The organism is Chitinophaga sp. HK235, assembly GCF_018255755.1.
Taxonomy (GTDB): Bacteria; Bacteroidota; Bacteroidia; order Chitinophagales; family Chitinophagaceae; genus Chitinophaga.
The window spans coordinates 7,505,552-7,522,560 of the sequence record NZ_CP073766.1 but is presented as its reverse complement, the minus strand read 5'-3'; the positions used below and the strand labels follow the sequence as shown (position 1 = coordinate 7,522,560).

The 17,009-nt window shown below is 45.8% G+C and carries 20 protein-coding genes; 9 read left to right on the top strand and 11 right to left on the bottom strand.

Features of this window, described 5'->3' with window-relative positions; genetic code table 11:
• The first annotated feature begins 316 nt into the window (after positions 1-316).
• The gene (locus KD145_RS28965; protein WP_212003289.1) at positions 317-1,228 is read left to right on the top strand and encodes a serine hydrolase; all 912 of its coding nucleotides are present in this window, start codon (positions 317-319) and stop codon (positions 1,226-1,228) included.
• 3 nt (positions 1,229-1,231) lie between these two features.
• Here the strand turns inward: KD145_RS28965 and KD145_RS28960 are convergent, their stop codons facing one another.
• The 3 genes from KD145_RS28960 to KD145_RS28950 form a co-directional block, all read right to left on the bottom strand.
• Positions 1,232-1,936: a LytTR family DNA-binding domain-containing protein gene (locus KD145_RS28960; RefSeq protein WP_212003288.1), complete on the bottom strand. Its 705-nt coding sequence runs from the start codon at positions 1,934-1,936 to the stop codon at positions 1,232-1,234.
• Entirely contained in the window at positions 1,933-2,961 is a 1,029-nt protein-coding gene (locus tag KD145_RS28955) for a sensor histidine kinase (protein WP_212003287.1), read from the bottom strand. Before KD145_RS28955 ends, KD145_RS28960 begins: the two co-directional genes overlap by 4 nt.
• Before the next feature lie 80 nt (positions 2,962-3,041).
• Complete coding sequence (locus KD145_RS28950; protein WP_212003286.1) at positions 3,042-4,118, bottom strand: hypothetical protein; 1,077 nt, start codon at positions 4,116-4,118, stop codon at positions 3,042-3,044.
• A 225-nt stretch (positions 4,119-4,343) separates the two neighbouring features.
• Here KD145_RS28950 and KD145_RS28945 point away from each other — a divergent pair, with 225 nt between their 5' ends.
• From KD145_RS28945 to KD145_RS32365, 4 genes are all read left to right on the top strand, one after another.
• Positions 4,344-5,240, top strand: coding sequence for an alpha/beta fold hydrolase (locus KD145_RS28945; RefSeq protein ID WP_212003285.1), 897 nt, complete (start codon positions 4,344-4,346; stop codon positions 5,238-5,240).
• A 52-nt stretch (positions 5,241-5,292) separates the two neighbouring features.
• Positions 5,293-5,739 carry an ATP-binding protein gene (locus KD145_RS28940; protein ID WP_212003284.1) on the top strand — a complete coding sequence of 149 codons (447 nt, stop codon included), beginning with the start codon at positions 5,293-5,295 and terminating at the stop codon, positions 5,737-5,739.
• Complete coding sequence (locus KD145_RS32370) at positions 5,729-5,845, top strand: tRNA(His) guanylyltransferase Thg1 family protein (protein ID WP_249219612.1); 117 nt, start codon at positions 5,729-5,731, stop codon at positions 5,843-5,845. Before KD145_RS28940 ends, KD145_RS32370 begins: the two co-directional genes overlap by 11 nt.
• A gap of 63 nt (positions 5,846-5,908) precedes the next feature.
• Positions 5,909-6,112: a hypothetical protein gene (locus KD145_RS32365; protein ID WP_249219610.1), complete on the top strand. Its 204-nt coding sequence runs from the start codon at positions 5,909-5,911 to the stop codon at positions 6,110-6,112.
• Between the two features lie 63 nt (positions 6,113-6,175).
• On the opposite strand, the gene KD145_RS28930 is transcribed toward KD145_RS32365, so the two are convergent.
• From KD145_RS28930 to KD145_RS28910, 5 genes are all read right to left on the bottom strand, one after another.
• Complete coding sequence (locus tag KD145_RS28930; protein WP_212003283.1) at positions 6,176-7,816, bottom strand: SusD/RagB family nutrient-binding outer membrane lipoprotein; 1,641 nt, start codon at positions 7,814-7,816, stop codon at positions 6,176-6,178.
• A gap of 11 nt (positions 7,817-7,827) precedes the next feature.
• The gene (locus KD145_RS28925) at positions 7,828-10,923 is read right to left on the bottom strand and encodes a SusC/RagA family TonB-linked outer membrane protein (protein WP_212003282.1); all 3,096 of its coding nucleotides are present in this window, start codon (positions 10,921-10,923) and stop codon (positions 7,828-7,830) included.
• 327 nt (positions 10,924-11,250) lie between these two features.
• Positions 11,251-12,228: an aspartate--ammonia ligase gene (gene asnA, locus KD145_RS28920; RefSeq protein WP_212003281.1), complete on the bottom strand. Its 978-nt coding sequence runs from the start codon at positions 12,226-12,228 to the stop codon at positions 11,251-11,253.
• Between the two features lie 285 nt (positions 12,229-12,513).
• Positions 12,514-12,813 (bottom strand): hypothetical protein, encoded by a 300-nt coding sequence (locus tag KD145_RS28915; protein ID WP_212003280.1) that lies wholly within the window; start codon positions 12,811-12,813, stop codon positions 12,514-12,516.
• A gap of 106 nt (positions 12,814-12,919) precedes the next feature.
• Positions 12,920-13,351: an SRPBCC domain-containing protein gene (locus tag KD145_RS28910; RefSeq protein WP_212003279.1), complete on the bottom strand. Its 432-nt coding sequence runs from the start codon at positions 13,349-13,351 to the stop codon at positions 12,920-12,922.
• A 194-nt stretch (positions 13,352-13,545) separates the two neighbouring features.
• Between KD145_RS28910 and KD145_RS28905 the strand changes: the two genes are divergently transcribed.
• Both KD145_RS28905 and KD145_RS28900 read left to right on the top strand, forming a co-directional pair.
• The gene (locus KD145_RS28905) at positions 13,546-14,151 is read left to right on the top strand and encodes a hypothetical protein (RefSeq protein WP_212003278.1); all 606 of its coding nucleotides are present in this window, start codon (positions 13,546-13,548) and stop codon (positions 14,149-14,151) included.
• Between the two features lie 12 nt (positions 14,152-14,163).
• On the top strand, positions 14,164-14,739 hold the full coding sequence (locus KD145_RS28900) for a thioredoxin family protein (RefSeq protein WP_212003277.1): 576 nt from the start codon (positions 14,164-14,166) through the stop codon (positions 14,737-14,739).
• A gap of 16 nt (positions 14,740-14,755) precedes the next feature.
• On the opposite strand, the gene xth is transcribed toward KD145_RS28900, so the two are convergent.
• The 3 genes from xth to KD145_RS28885 form a co-directional block, all read right to left on the bottom strand.
• Positions 14,756-15,532 carry an exodeoxyribonuclease III gene (gene xth, locus KD145_RS28895; protein ID WP_212003276.1) on the bottom strand — a complete coding sequence of 259 codons (777 nt, stop codon included), beginning with the start codon at positions 15,530-15,532 and terminating at the stop codon, positions 14,756-14,758.
• A gap of 72 nt (positions 15,533-15,604) precedes the next feature.
• On the bottom strand, positions 15,605-16,087 hold the full coding sequence (locus tag KD145_RS28890) for a hypothetical protein (protein ID WP_212003275.1): 483 nt from the start codon (positions 16,085-16,087) through the stop codon (positions 15,605-15,607).
• Positions 16,074-16,232: a hypothetical protein gene (locus KD145_RS28885; RefSeq protein ID WP_212003274.1), complete on the bottom strand. Its 159-nt coding sequence runs from the start codon at positions 16,230-16,232 to the stop codon at positions 16,074-16,076. Before KD145_RS28885 ends, KD145_RS28890 begins: the two co-directional genes overlap by 14 nt.
• Before the next feature lie 84 nt (positions 16,233-16,316).
• On the opposite strand from KD145_RS28885, the gene KD145_RS28880 reads away from it, so the two are divergent.
• A complete protein-coding gene (locus KD145_RS28880) occupies positions 16,317-16,760 on the top strand; it encodes a hypothetical protein (protein WP_212003273.1) in 444 nt (147 codons plus the stop codon).
• Positions 16,761-16,991 (top strand): GDCCVxC domain-containing (seleno)protein, encoded by a 231-nt coding sequence (locus KD145_RS32550; protein WP_308219037.1) that lies wholly within the window; start codon positions 16,761-16,763, stop codon positions 16,989-16,991.
• Positions 16,992-17,009 lie beyond the last annotated feature (18 nt).

Sequence of the window (17,009 nt, the reverse complement as noted above, 5' to 3'; positions counted from 1 at the left end):
TACTGCCAGTTTAATATACACTATCAGTGTCTTTTTTTTCATTCAATGTCAGGCTATCTTTAAATACATGTTCACCACTTGTGTTATAATAATCGTCTAACGCCAACGCATATTTGTCACCTGATAACTTCAGCGCTTTACTGTCCCGGATATATTTTATGAAATAATCATCAGTGGGCGTATATTGAAGACAATGTAGTGAGTTTTTCAGGGACATGCTGGCAGTCAGGCCGGTCCAAACAGGAATTACAGGGACAACGTTAGCATATCTCTGCTTTTCTTTTTATCTTTTGGCCAGACATTATCATCTTTTCCTATGCAAAAAACAAGTCTCTTTGTATTACTGTTGTTACCTTTTATGACCTTTGCCCAGCTGAAGAAGAAGCCTGACGCCCGGTTACAGCAAGGATTACAACAAATCGCAGATAATTTCAAAGGTACTGCCGGTATATACGTGCAGCATCTGCAGACAGGCAAATGGGCTTCCATCAACGGAGATACGATTTTCCCGACGGCCAGTATCGTAAAGATTCCACTGCTGGTGGGCTTATTCAATAAAATAGACAAGGGAGAGCTGGGATACCATCAGTCGATGGTGTACCGTGACTCCAGCCGGTATGGCGGTTCAGGACTGATGCAGTTCTTTAAAGACAGCGCTGTTACGGAAGTGAGTGTACTGGCTGCCCTGATGATGGCTTACAGCGATAATACCACTTCTCTCTGGAACCAGCAACTGGCGGGCGGTGGCGCATCAGTGAATCAACTGCTGGAACAATATGGGTTAAAAGACACCCGTGTCAACTCCCGTACACCCGGAAGGGAAGATAACCGTAAAATGTACGGCTGGGGCCAAACCACACCCCGTGAAATGTCGACCCTGCTGGCCAAAATTTTCCGTGGAGAAGTGATCAGCCGTGCGGCCAGTGAGAGAATGTACCGCCTGATGACCAAAGGATACTATGATGAACAGGCCCTCACCCAGATTCCACCCTATGTACAGGCGGCTGCAAAAACAGGATCTGTGGATGAATCCAGATCAGAAGTGGTACTGGTCAATGCACCACATGGAGATTATGTTTTTTATGTAGGCACCAAAAACATCAAAGACCAGCGCTGGGATGCTGATAATGAAGCAGTGGAGATGATCAGAGCAGTTTCAGCCTACCTGTGGAAACACTTTGAGCCTAAAAACACGTGGACACCGGTTTTCCGCAAGGATAAATTCTGATGACTATCTTTTGATGAGATGTTTGTCGATCAGCTGCATCAGCTCTTCTTTATAAATTTTGCTGACCGGAATTTTATAGGTGCCGATGGTGACTTCGTTACCTGAAAGAGATTGAATTTTATTGACGGCCACAATAAATGATTTCTGTATCCGCATAAACCTGCCGGGAGGCAGTTGCTCCTCTACAGATTTCATGGTGGCCAGCGTCATAAATTTACCCAGGCGTGTATTGATGGTCACATAATTCTGTGAGCCTTCTATATAAAGGATATCATCGTAGTTGATCTTCTCGTAACTGTTGTTGCATTTGATGAAGAAAAAATCCACTGCAGGGGAAGAAGCCTGTCTGCTCTCCATCAGCTCACGGGCACGGTTCACAGACCGCAGGAAACGTTCCGGCGTGATAGGCTTTACAAGGTAATCGAGCACGTTGAGCTCAAATCCTTCCAGCGCAAAATGAGGATATGCGGTGGTGATGATCACTTCCGGACGAACGGTTAATCCCTTCAGGAAGTCAATACCTCTTACTCTGGGCATTTCGATGTCCAGGAACATCAGGTCTACTCTCTCCTGCGATAGTATCTGAGAGGCCTCCATAGCATTGCCGCAGAGAGCTATCAGCCGGAGAAAACCGGTTTCCCTGACCAGCAGTTCCAGCCCTTCGCGGGCCAGTGGTTCATCATCAACAATAATACACTGTAGATTCATAACATTTTTATAGACAGCATCACCTTATAAGTAGAAGGTCCTGGTGTGATCAGTAAATTATAGTCACCTTTGTAGATAAGATCCAGCCGGCGTTTTACGTTTTCCAGTCCGATTCCGCCGGCACCATTGGTGGCCGGCTTACTAACCGGCTCAATGGTATTTTCCACTTCCAGCAGGAATGTATCGTTTTGGTAATTCAAATGCAGCCGGATACTATTTTCCCGGGTGGTATAGGTAGAAACGTACTTAAAAGCATTTTCCACAAAAGGAATCAGCATCAGTGGTGCTATCCTGAAATTCCTAACTTCCGGCCCCACATGATAGTCCAGCTGCAGTGCCTTCCCCTTACGCAGCTGCTCCAGTTGCACATAGCTGTTGAGATAACACACTTCCTTGTCTATTGAGATGGTTTCGGTATTACATTCGTACAACTGGTAACGCAACATATCCGCAAAGGTAGCCAGTGTGCCCGCGGCCATTTCCTGGTCTTTCCGGATCAGCACATAAATACTGTTGATGGCATTAAACAGAAAGTGGGGGTTCATCTGAGAGCGGAGAAAACGTAGCTCATTTTCGGTACGCTCCTTCTCCGCTTCCCGGTTACGGCGGTCTGCCGTCAGTTTGTCCTTGATCGCCTTGGCGGCAATAAATACAAAAGCGACGTAAAGATTGGTCATCCCGATATACAGGGAGAAATAAAGTATGCTACTCATCTTCGCGTCGGGATGGTCTCCCTTGACCAGGGAGACCGTCACCCAGGCAATCAACAGAGAGATACCCACCAACAGGCCTGCGGCTGCAAATGCAAACTTCCGGTACTTTTTCTGGTAGAAATAACGGGGCATCAGCCAGTATATGATGGCATACACGAGCACCGCCTGCAAAAGCAGCCATAGTCCGTTATTCCGGAGCCCTTCCCATATCGGCACATGATAGGTCGTACAGGTGGCATAACACCAGAAAGCCAGGTTAGCAGCCCAGAAGAGGATATGTACCCCTTTGTATTTTGTAAGAAACGATCGCATAAACAGCAGCAAGGTATTATGCCCCCCTTAAAATAACAATATTAATTGACGAAAGCATACCACCAATGGATCAAACGGGCTTACTTTGCCTGCTTGCTTTCCAGCTCCTGAATTCTTTTTTCCATTTTGATCATATGCAGGGTCATCTCTTCTATTTTCTGCAGCAGCAGTTTATTCATTTCACCTACGTCCAGCCCTTTTTCGGTTACTTCTTTTTCAGAAGGGATATCAGGCAGATGTTTGTTGTTTTTGATAAAGGTTTCTACATCCTGTAAAGAAGGCAATTTATAATCATCATGAAAAACAAAATCGGCCCAATTACCTTGTGCCACCTTTATTCTTCTGGCACCCAGCGAACCATCTACCACCATTTTAAAACCGGCTACAGGCATTGTTCCTATACCAAACTCTCCATTGTAGTTTATGATCATTCTGTAGATTGGAGCAGGGCTGGCATCTTCACCATTTGTAGAGAAAAAGTAAAATATATTGTCGGTGCTCGCACCCATACCGTATTTGGTTGTTCCTCCATCCATCTCCAATGCATTTCCTTTTGGAAACCTGAGAGCCTTTTGCCAGTTTTGATTGGTCCAGTTAGTGGCTCCGTTTAGATACAATGCCCCCATCGATTTACCCTGTTTGTTCACATAATCATCCACGGTAGTTTTAAACGTATGGGGAGGCTCACCTGTGAGCACTAAAGGCAAACTATTGGCTACACCATCGTATACATCGGGAGGTGCTATCGTATAACGCGATGTATAAAAATAAGTGGTATTTCCCCTCAACCAGATAACAATAGCATAGCTGGGATTGGCGCCGGATACATCTCTCCAGCCTGCAATAAAATCAGGGTTTGACAAACCATCCTGATGGATATCCGCTTCAATAAATGATGATCTGTTTCCCCAGGCAGTGACATGATAACGAAACTTCGCAATCACCGAACCTCTCCAGTCACCATCTACATGTACAGATGAACGCCCTATTTCCAGCTCTGAGGCGGTGTTATTATTCCAGCCTTCGTCTTTCCATGCAACCGGGTAATACTTGTCAAGATCCCCTTTAACTGTAAAAGAACCCTTTGACTGTCCCCATGCAGGTGAAACGATAACAAACAAAAACAAGCATAATAGCGTTTGATAAAAATATTTCATAGATATTTCGGGTTTAGAAAATTTGCTACGGGCACAAACAGCCTTAAAAACTACGGTTACAGTATTGTTGGCATTTGTGCCAGCAATATAATTAAACTTTATATCCAAAATGAACTCAACAGTTATTTCATCATCTATAACCCGCTTCTCGTCAAAATAATTTTCCATCTCCTCCGTTAATTTGTCTCTTTGTTCCAGCATCCTATCACACTAAATCATTTCTATATGACTGCGTTTTTCAAATTCGTTCCTATACGTATCATGATAATGGTCTGCCTTTACATGGCCATTTCCCAGCAGGACATTTTTGCCGGCCAGCCTTATTCTTTTGCTGTCAAAAAAGAAGGACACGGTAAACCGGTTATTTTCATACATGGATTGTATTCTTCCGGTGCTGTCTGGGACGAAATAATAGCTCATTACCGTAATAACTACACTTGTTATGAACTGACGTTACCAGGCTTCGCAGGCCAGCCTCCTATACAGTCTGACAGCATTCTTCAAACGGTGGCACATGAACTGGCCGGTTTTATACGGGACAACAAACTGGACAAACCAGTTATCATCGGTCACAGTTTGGGAGGATGGCTGGCGCTGCAGTTTGGTATTCTTTACCCCAACTTACCCGGCAAACTGGTAAGCGTCAGTGGAGTTCCTTTTCTGCCGGTCTTTTGGATGGGACCCAAAGCCACAGCCGATAGTGCCCGGCCGATGGCATTGGGTATGAAACAAATGATGTCTACCCTCACACCTGAACAGGTCCGCAAACAACAGATCACGACACTCGCCTCCATGATCACAGACAGTATCAACATTCAAAAAGTGATATCCATGGCCGCCAGCTCTGATTCCCCTACCCAGGGCCAGGTGATGTATGAACTATGTACCTCCGACCTACGCCAGGAGATCCGCAAAATCCAGTGCCCCATCCTGGTACTGGCCGACTGGGCCGGTTTTAAAGACTACGGCGTTACCCGCGAGGCGGTCCTGGGAATCTACCAACAGCAATACCAGCAGGCGCCACAGACTGTTATCGCCATGAACGATGTCTCCAAACATTTTATCATGTATGATCAGCCTAAATGGTTGATTGAACAAGTAGATACATTCCTGGCCCGCTAAGGCCAGGAATGCACTGTTTTTCCTTTCCCTTCTTTTCCCTATTTTCCCTGTTATGGAGACAATTATTTTCTGCGGGATACAGGCAACAGGGAAATCAACATTTTATCAGCAACATTTTTTTCACTCCCATCTCCGTATTTCGCTCGACCTTTTTAAAACCAGGCACCGGGAAGACCTCTTCCTCGAAGCATGCTTCAAAAGCCGGCTCCCATTTGTAGTAGATAATACCAACCCTGGAAAAGCAGACCGCCAGAAATATATACAACTGGCGAAACAACATAAATTCAGGACCATCGGTTATTATTTCCAGTCGCGCATAGAAGATGCACTGCAAAGAAACAGCCAGCGAAGCGGAAAAGCCTGTATCCCGGAAATCGGTATCAGAGGCGTTTTCAACAAACTGGAGCTACCTGCTCCTGATGAAGGTTTTGATGAACTGTATTATGTAACCATTGATGACAACAACTTTGTGATAAAACCCTGGACCAATGAAATTTGATGAACTGGACAAGAAGATGCGGGTCTATGAATCTGCCAACGACATGGTCGTTTTACCAGGAATGTATATAGTAGCCCGTATCGATGGCCGTGGTTTTACCCGGTGACTTTCTGCCACAGCGGCCACTGAGAAAATTGAAGGACTGAGCACTGCTGATAAAAATGAGCTGTTGTTCCACTACAACAGCAACTTCAATGATCTACCCTCCTGGCAAAAAAGAGGCATCGGTGTATATTGGCACGAAGTGGAAAAAACGGGTTTTAATCCTGTGCTGGAACAGCCTGTCACGGTAAAAAGAAGGACCTTACATACGGAGTATGAATTGCCGATGAAAGATAATTACAACGATTTTGTTTTACAACGGATACCATGATAAAACAAAACAGCCGTCTCGTTAATATGAGACGGCTGTTTTGTTTATCTGTATTTCAGTTTCTTACTTGTTCCACCACACCGGCTTAAGTACATAACCAGGCGTATTGGCATCAGGATCAGCTTTCAACACTTGTTCAACATTGTAGTTGATCTCATAGTTGGCCACTGCAAAACGGCGGGGCCAGTCTGTTTGTGCAGGATAATACTGCGCGGGCACGTGAGCCGGGCGTTTAAAACCTTTATATACACCGGTGGCTTCGTTATAATTACCGCCAGCATCTGCACAATAGTTCATACGGCGCAGGTCATTCCACAGTTCCGGAGAATAGGACAATGCAATGTATTTCTGGATCATGATGTTGCTCAGCGTAAGTTTCGCAGGATCCTGCTCTACTGAGGTGCTGTTGAGGAAAGCATCGATAGTGGCCGGCAGTATGCTCATGTGACTCATGTGTGCACGGATACCGGCTTTATAGGCGGCCAGTGCTTCTATGTTCTTCCCTTGTTTAAAGAATAGTTCTGCTTCGATAAAACGCATTTCGGCATTTGTCAGCAGCAGTCCTTTGGCTCCACGACGGGTATACCAGGTACCGGTAGACTGAATACGGTCTTTAAGACCGGGCGCATAAGGTGTTTTACGCAGGATCACATAAATGGAATCCTTGCTGCTGAAGCTATTGGTAGTAGCGTTATAGGAATAGGCAGAAGGGCCGCTTTTAACAAAGTCGGATGACATATCTACACCCTGTGTACGATACAGTACTACCCCGGCTTTATCCGCCTGACTAGGTATCAGCAGGTCTATGCGTGGGTCTTCCCTGTTACTGGCTCCAGTAGGTGCACCGGTATAATTGTTGGTCAGGTAATCGATATACAGTTTAGTGATCCTGGCAGAAGTACCTGTATTGGTGTATTGTAAGGCTTCCTTGTTGGCAGCCGATACATCCGGGCCTTCATCCACATACTGCATCACAGAGCTTTGGGCTTCTGTTTGAGGGCCTTTGGCTGCAGCATCCAGTACAGCTTGAGCATTAAATCCGGCCAGCCGCGAACCATGGAGCAGGAAACGGGCTTTCAGGCCATAAGCCAGCCTTAACCAGTTATCAACATTCCCGTTATTCAGAATATCTCCTTTGGACAGTGCGGGAGCAGTAGGTCCCTGCGTTTTCTGCAGGTCTGCAATCGCCTCGTCCAGCAGTCCCAGTACTTTCCCCTGGATATAATCACCCTGGTCAAACTTCGGAACAAAAGTGGCAGGATTATCAAATTCATCATAGGGCAGCATACCATATACATCCGCCAGCGTTCCAAATCCCCAGGCTTTGATAATTTTTCCTACACCGATATAGTGATAGGCCTGTACTTTTTCCGCAGCAGCGATCATCGGCGCTATGTTCACAGCAGTATTCACATACCATGCCTGCCAGGGCCATCCAATATTGGAAGCATTCGTTACCCAGGCAGTAAGGTTGTAGTTGTTACCTCCATTAGCAGCCACCGTAGCCAGCTGCTGACCGAGGTAAGCAGTACGTGTACCGGTACTTTCATAGGTATCAGAAAACTGGGCCAGTATAGACGGGAGACGCTGGTCAGCAGAAGGCACTGTAGAGTTGCCATAACTGGGGTTATCATTGATATCCACCCATTTTTTGCAGGAGCTGAGCGCAAGTGATAAACTTATGAGACAAATAACTTTTTTCATTTCCGTAGCATTTAGAATTTAAGGTTAAGACCAATCGCAAATCCGGAGGTGGCAGGCACACCGGCATAATCAATGCCTGAAGAACCGGAACCTGCAGAACCTGCACCGGCAGCACTGGTTTCAGGGTCCATACCGGAATAGTTGGTGAAGAGCAGCAGATTACTGCCAGATGCTGTGATAGTAGCTTCTTTCAACCAGGGAGTCCGGAGCAGCGCTGATTTCGGAAGCGCATAGGAAAGAGAAACGGAACGCAGGCGCAGCCAGTTAACCTTTTCGATAAAGAATGGTGCGTTTTTCAGGTAGTAGTCGGTATAAAATGCTTCGGTAGCCTTGACTGTTTTGGTTACCGGCTCATATTTAGCGGTAGCAGGATTTTTAGCTACTCCTGTCAGCGTAATATCTTCTCCTCTGTTGAGTGTTCTTGCACTCAGACCATACATCGTCAGCAAATAGTCGGTACCGTTATAAACATCTCCACCAACACGGAAATCCCACAGGAAAGAGAAGTTAAACTGCTTGTAGGTAAAGTTGTTGTTCAGACCACCCAGCAGTTTTGGCTCACGGTTACCAATATACGTAGTAGTAGACACGCTCACGGTTGGTAAGCCGGTATTCCAGTCCAGCAGCACGTTGCCATTTTCATCTGTCAGCCATTTCTGTCCGCTGATACCCAGGAAATTACCGCCATCAAAGGAAGCAGCCTTGGCATTTGCAACCTGTGCATCAGTCACGTACAGCACAGAAAGAGAGCCGGGCAGTTGTCTTACAGTACCCTTATTGCTGGACATATTCAATGTAACATTCCAGTTGAAGTCTTTTTTCTTCACAGGATTGGCATTAATGCTAATCTCAATACCCTTGTTTTCAATCTCACCGGCATTAACGGAGTTCAGGATATAGCCGGTAGCGTTACTTACACGCGGGGTAACGATCTGATTGGTACTTACGTTTTTATAATAAGCAACATCCAGTCCCAGTCTGCCTCTCAGGAATTGCAGTTCTGCACCGAACTCGCTGGAAGTGGTTTTTTCCGGTTTCAGATTGGGATTACCACGGGACACGCCGTTGCGGAAACCGCCGCCAATGGTGAGCTGAGGCGCCTCCAGATAGGTTTGGGTGAGATACGGAGATGCATCTTTACCCACCTGTGCCCTGGAAGCACGTATCTTTCCAAAGCTCAGGATATCGCTTTTAGGCAACAGTTCTGTAAACACGAAGCTGCCGCTGTAGGAAGAATAGAAGAAAGACCTGTTTTGTACCGGCAGGGTGGATGAGATATCGTTACGACCGGTAACGCTCAGGTAAAAGATATTTCTGTAGGACAAACGCAGATCTCCATAAAAGCCTGCCAGCCGTTTGCGGGAAACAGCCTGGGAGATGTACTGGTTTTTCCTGTCTGCATTATTCAGCGCATAGAAATCAGGCAGCAGGAAATTTTCAGCTCTGGCCGAATTGGATTTGATATACGTATCTTCCGAAGTAGTACCCAGGATCAGGTTTGCATCCCAATCCTTATGAAAAGTCTTGTGGAAGTTGAGCATCAGATTGGAATTTACATAGTTGTAATTCCGGTCTGTCTGCGACAGCATACCTTTCTGCCAGGCCAGTTTAACACTGGAACCCGGAGTGACGAGGTTCTCAAACTGAGTGGTATAGTTATCAACACCCAGGCGGTAAGTAGCGTCCAGCCAGCTGGTAAGCTTTACATTGGCGTAGGCAGAACCAATTAAACGATTGGTTTTATCTGACTGTGGCATACGGTTGATCACCCAGTAAGGGTTGTCAATATCGGCATCCAGGTCAATATCCGGAAGCAGCCGGTGTTTGGTACCATCAGGATTGAGCCATACACGCATATCATCATTACGGGGCCAGGCCATGATACTTTCCATATAACCAGTACCACCAGAGCTCCACAAACCAGTACCGGTAAGGGTTTTCTGCGTGGTGCTCGTAGCATAGGAAGCATTTAATCCAAAGGTGAAGATGCCGATTTTCTGTTCACCGTTAAACCTGAGTGTGGAACGATTGTAGTTGGTGGTAGGTACTACACCGCCCTGGTTGAGGTTGGAACCAGAGAGAAAGAAGTTACCGTTTTGGGTACCACCCGAAACAGTGAAGCTGTTATCAAACGCGTTGGCATGCTGGAAAAAATTGCCCATATTATCAAATACTTCCTCGCCTGGCTGGAATTTATCGCCCCAGGAAAGGCTGGTTTGTTTGTTCAGCGTGCCTTTATAATAAGTCCCCTGTTTATAAACACCCTGTTGTTTAGGCAGTCTGTTCACCCAGTTGTTCATATAACGGCTGGTGACGGAGCCTGTAACCAACCCCGTTGTACCTTTTTTTGTAGTGATGATAATAGCGCCGGCAGCAGCACGCAGACCGTATAAAGCCGCAGCAGCAGGCCCTTTCAGCACAGAGATGGATTCAATATCTTCCGGGTTGATATCCATGGCACGGTTACCATTGGTAGTCGCTAAGTTGACAGATCCATCAAAAGCACTGTTATCACCTTGTCCGGTAGAGTTGTCCATCGGCATTCCGTCGATTACAAAAAGCGGCTGGTTATCACGCTCCAGAGAAGTACCGCCACGGATGATGATAGCAGCGGAAGATCCGGGCGCACCACCGGAATTCGTGATGTTCAAACCGGCGATCTTACCATTGAGAGAATTGACCAGGTTCGCATCTTTGTTTTTGAGCAGTTCGGCCGATTTGATGTCCTGTACGGCATACCCCAGGGCCTTTTTTTCTTTTTTGATGCCCATGGCCGTTACCACCACTTGTTCCAGCGCACTGGAAGAAGAACGCATTCTAATGTTGAAAGCAGTGTTCTCTCCTACTTTTACGCTCTGGGTTTCAAAACCGATGAAAGAGAAATCAAGGCCCTCTCCCGGTTTTGCCTCGATGCGAAACTTACCTGTTACATCCGTTTGTGCGTTACGGTTAGTGCCTTTGATTCTGACTGTTACTCCCGGCATAGGGGTGCCGTCTTCGGCCAGTACAGTACCGGTAACTGTTTTAGGCCCCTGGGCATAAGCAAACCCGGGAGACAACAACGTTACCAGCAAAAAAATCGCTGATAACCAGAGAAGTTTTCTCATGTTTTTCGTTTTAATTACTCTTGAAATTTGGTTGATACAAGCGTTTAGATATAGATTTCATGTTTACATTACAGGCTTGAAAAAGGCAACTATGACAATGCAGCTACAGCGGCAGATTACATCTCCGATAGGTGGCACCAGGTTGACAATTTTAATTTCAGCGTTTAGATTTAGTTGGACATATTTTTAGCAAAGCTAAAGATAATTGTAAATGAGGCTATGAAACAATAGTAAATTCGCGGGTTTTCAAACAATTTTTATTCCGTTGTTCAATATTCAATCAAAAAGCCCAGGACGTTAGTCCTGGGCTATATTATATGCGATGCATTATTTTGATTCGGGCCAGATACCTGACTGCACTTCTGAAATATGTTTCCTTTGCAACAGGAACATACAAAGACGGGATTGTCCGATACCACCACCTATACTTAACGGATACACGCTGTTTAACACATTCGTGTGAAACTCAAGTTCACTTCTGTGTACACAATCTTTCAGGGACAGCTGTTCTTTCAGAGATGCAGCATCTACCCGGATACCCATGGAAGACAGCTCCAGTGCACTGTCCATCGCCGGGTTCCACAGAATCAGGTCTCCGTTGAGTCCGAAGAAACCTTCTTCATTGGCAGTAGACCAATCATCATAGTCCGGGGCGCGGTCATCATGAACAGCCTGATCAGACAGCGGTCCACCTATGCCCATGATAAATACGGCACCGTATTCTTTCGCAATCCTGTTTTCTCTTTCTTTGGGGGTAAGGCCAGGATAACGTTTCAATAAGGTTTCGCTGTCAATGAAATAAACGGATGCCGGCAGTTCCAGTACGCTTTCGTGTTGTTCCTGTAAGAGGGCGTTGGTGTCCAGGATAGCCTGATAAATCTTCTCTACGGTGTCTTTCAGGTAGCTGATGCGTCTGTCAGAAGCCTGGATATGCTTCTCCCAGTCCCACTGGTCTACATAAAAACTGTGAATAGGTGATACCACTTCATCCGGACGGATAGCGCGCATATCGGTAACAATACCTTGCCCTGCTTCCATGCCCAGTTGGTGCAAACGCATCCTTTTCCATTTGGCGAGAGACTGTACAATCTCTACCGGGTATGGGATGTCTTTCAGATTGAATTTCACTGGTTTTTCAACACCGTTGAGGTCATCGTTGAATCCAGTACCAGACTTAACGAACAGCGGAGCTGATACTTTCGTCAGTGAAAGCAGCCGGCCCAATTGTACCGGGAAAAACTCCTTTATCAGGGCTATGCCCTTTTCCAGATGTAATACGTCGTTTTTTGTAGTGAGCGTGATCATTTTGTTCTTTTATGAAGATTGTTTTGGATAAATTTCAATATTTATTGCAAATCTATAAATATTCACTAACAAAATACCACACAGGAGAAAATTTTTTCAACAAAAAGTCAAATACGTTTGATAAAAAGCGGTAAAATTTAACAAATTTTGTCTTTTTATCAATACAGATCTTGTTAAAATAAATTAATTAGCTAAAAATCAAATTCATTTACATAAAATAAATAACAAATAAAAAAACCTGGCTATGCCAGGTTTTAGAAAATTTCTAACACAACCGTCCCCATCCTATATATTTCCTGCAAGCCACTTCTTCAGTGTTTCTCTTTCCCCTTCCGTAAGTTTTATATCATCCCCTTTGGGCATGCGTCCTTTTACAAACACCTGTGTATAAATGGCACTGGCATTTCTTTCCATGTTTCTGCTATTGAAAATACGGAAAGGGTTATTGCGGGTATGGCAGACATTACATTTGGTTTGCAGCACCAGCAGGGCTTTTTCTTTATCTTCTTCCGGCACCGGGCGGGGAGTAGCGTTAACAGCTGCAGCGAAAATCATCAGGGTAAAAAGTATAATCAGGTGTTTCATAAATAATAATCTTTTTACCAAAATTAGTTCCCTGCGTTCCCGGAAAATAGAACAAAACCGACAGCGGCACCTATTTCTTAATGGGGCGAAAGACATAAAGCCGCCTTTAGTCCGCTTCATTTAGTTTTTTGATCAGACCCAGTGCCGTTGTCCAGTAGAAGTTAATATGCCGCTCCGTAGCATAGGCGCCGGCATTGGTTTGGGTAAATTCGAGGGTGGTGATAGTACCATGCGTTGTCAGCCGGAAAGTAATCACCCCATAATGCGCGGGTTCATCCGGCCGCTGTGACAGCGAACTCCAGTGTGTATATGCCAGCACTGCTTCCGGCTCATACTGCAGAATAACACCTTTATTTTCGTAGGGTATACCATGCAGGTCGCCTTTAAACACCAGCGAACTGCCTGCTTCCCAGGCAGACTGAATATCCGTTGGCGTATCCATCATCCATAAATTTATCTTGTCCGGCTGTGTCAGGAAGGCCCAGACTTTTGATGCAGGAGCATGTATTTCCACGGTTTTACTGACAGTATCAGACATCTTGTTTTTTTATATCAATATCCATCCATATTACTTCATAACCCTATCGATTTTGGGCATAGTATGTATAGAAAATAACTATACTGGCTGACAAGGGCGGTATCTTGCAGGTAACCAAAAAACCCGCGCCAATCCATCATTTTAACGTAATTTTGCGGCATCTTAATACCACCAAAGACAACTGTAATATACGTATGAGTAATGGACCTCTCACAGATTTAACAAAGATCACCGGCCTGATGAAACAGCAACCGCTTTTTGTTTTTGCACTGGAATCTGAAGCAGCGGAAGAATTTAACAATGATAACACGCTAATCGCGGGTATCGGAAAAGTAAATGCCACCTTTAGTCTGACTAAAAAGATCCAGGAAGAAAGGCCAGGACTGATTGTTAACCTGGGTTCTGCCGGTAGCAACACCTTTAAGCGGGGCGAAGTGGTGTGCTGTACCCGGTTTATCCAGCGCGATATGGACGTTACCGGTTTGGGTTACCGTAAATATGAAACACCGTTCTCCGGCCACGAGCCAGTACTGAACTACGGCCTGCAATTGCACGGCCTTCAGGAAGGTGTCTGCGGCACCGGCGACAACTTCGAAACAGGCCATATCACTTCCGATTACAACGTAATCGATATGGAAGCCTATTCCCTCGCCCTGGTGGCTATGAAGGAAAATATACCTTTTCTGTGTCTGAAATATATCACAGACGGCGCCGACGGTACCGCGGCCGAAGAATGGCTGGTACAGGTACATAACGCTGCTGCCGCCTTCAGAAAAATCATTTCAGGCCTTCAACAATAAAATAGTGTGCAGATGAATTTTACAGCTTATCAGCAGGTTTTTGAAAGTATCCTGCAAGATGCCAACCCGACAGCTCCCTATAACAATCCCGATTATCTCAACTATACAAAGCTCAACTGGTCGAGACAACAACGCTGGTTAAAAATCGGTGTACTCAGCGAAGAGATGATCACCGCCGTAAAAAATATTACGGAACCACAGCAGTGGATCGTTATCACCGAACCCTGGTGCGGCGATGCATCACACATCGTGCCCTTCCTGTATAAGATCGCGGAGCTGAATCCACTTATCCAGCTGGACATTCAGCTGCGTGACACTGCTCCTTTCCTGATCGAACAATACCTGACCAACGGCGGCAAGTCCATTCCCAAACTGATCATCCGTGATAATGACAATAACGATATGGCCGTTTGGGGACCCAGGCCAGTGGGCTGTCAGGTACTGTATGACCGGCTCAAGGCTGCCAACGCAGATTTTGAACAAATGAAAATTGAACTGCAGCAGTGGTATAATGAAGATAAAGGCCGCAGCCTGCAGCAGGAATTACTGAGCGTTATCAACAGCACCTGCAGCACAAGCGTCGCCTGATGGTAAGCAGCTTTTATTATTTGTCTTTCAGCTCCACCCATACCGGGGCATGGTCGCTGGATTTGTCCCATCCCCTCACATGGCGGTCTACGCCGGCGGCGGTCAGTCGTTTGTCCAGTTCAGGACTCAACAGAAAATGATCAATCCGCAGGCCGGCATCCCGTCCGTAGGCATTACGGAAATAGTCCCAGAAAGTGTAGATCTTTTCTCCCGGATGCAACTTGCGGACGGCGTCTGTCCAGCCCTGTGCCACCAGCTCGTGAAAGGCGGCCTTTACTTCCGGCCTGAAGAGCGCATCATCCACCCAGCGCTCGGGCTTATATACATCCAGATCGGTGGGCATTACGTTGTAGTCACCGGTGAGCACTACGGGCACTTTCTGCTCCAGCAGCTGTTTTGCGTGGTCCATCAACCGCTGAAACCAGCCCAGCTTATAATCGAATTTAGGACCTGGCGCCGGGTTACCATTAGGCAGGTACAGGCAACCGATCAATATGCCATTGACATTAGCTTCTATATAACGACTGTTTACATCTTCTTCATCTCCTGGCAATGTTCTTCTCACCTCCTGCGGTGTACCTACGCGTGACAGAATAGCAACACCATTCCAGCTTTTCTGGCCATGCCAGATCACATCGTATCCTGCTTCCCGTATTTCGTTTTCAGGAAATTTTTCCTGCGGGGCTTTCAGCTCCTGCAGGCAGGCCACATCCGGCGCACTTTCCTTCAACCAGCGCAGTAATACCGGAAGGCGGGCATTGATCCCGTTAACATTATAGGTGGCTATTTTCATAGTATGGTCTGTCTGTTGATTATACCTTCAATTTAACTAAAAATATTAATACGGTGTAGTACACACGTACCTTCAACGAACAAACAACCCTCTTTCCAGTTTGGTGATATTCATCACAGAAGAATCTTTCGCGGTATAGATAAACACACCTCTGGCATCGAGGCTCAGGTCTGTTTTGCCTACACGCTGGGTATACACCGGTTTGTGTGTGAAAAATATCTCCATAGAGTCGAGCAGGGAATAGCCTATATCCAGGGAGAGAAACCCCGATTCCCGCATGTCTTTCACTGCTTTTCTGGCTTTATCGCCCGAATACTCGAACTGTTGCAGCGTGGCGGGAAATGATTTTCTGGAGATCCAGTATTCACGCATGGCTTCATTAAACAGAATAGAAGGATGGATCAACCTCCTGCCTTTTTTAACACCAGTAGGGATGGAAAATCCGGTGTCCTCCCTCATCTTATTGGTGGTAGGATAGGCAGTACTACAAGCTGCCAGTACAACAACTGACAATACGACAAGTGCGTATATCCGTTTACGTTTATCCGATAACATAACCTAACATTAATTTTACGGGTGGCAACAGATTCCCTTTCAGCTGCAGGTCTTTTAAACCGGCGGCTGTATCCTTTTGTGCGAATGCAGTCAGTGAAAATAAGCGCGCAATCAGGTCTACAGTAGTGACTTTCATTGTTGGCATGATAGTATAGGTGAACACTAATTTAATAAAAACTCATCAATCATATATGTTTTTATCTTTAGGATCTGATTACCTCTAACACCTATGCATATACTGGATAAAATCATCAGCAACCGCGACAATGATAAGGTGCTGGCCTACCTGAATCTGTCTCCGGAGGAGATAGCAGCCCGGGAAATTTTTTTTGCCGCCGGAAGAGAAGCCGGAAGCCCTTTTGACGAAGGCAGCATCACCTTCCTTTTTGATGACCGGTACGGTGGCACCCTGCCTGAAAACACCAAATACACACTGAGCTACCATCATATGTTTATTAACCCTGACAATGGGCAGATCTTTGCCTTCCAATGGGGAAGGTTTACCTTTATCGCAAGGGCCATGTTTGATGAAGAGGATGATCCGGATGGTGAGATCCGGGCCTATGGGCTTGACGGCGAGGTTGACTTCAGCCCGCTGGGCGACAACTGGACCTGGATACATGGTTATAAACATGACCTGATGCAGGCTTATGAATTGTCATCCCGGCAATGAGTGAGTAATATCACCTGTCCGCATTGCGGCCACAGCAAAAATGAATTCATGCTGACCAATGCCTGCCGTTATTTTTATGAATGTAAAAACTGCCATCAGCAGCTACAGCCATTAAAAAGTGACTGCTGTGTATTTTGTAGTTACGGCAGCGTCAAATATCCGCCTGTACAGCAGAACAGGCCCTGCTGTCAAAATCCCCTCAAGAAAAAATTGGCTGTTGAAAAAATATAATTATCTTAGTAAAACTGA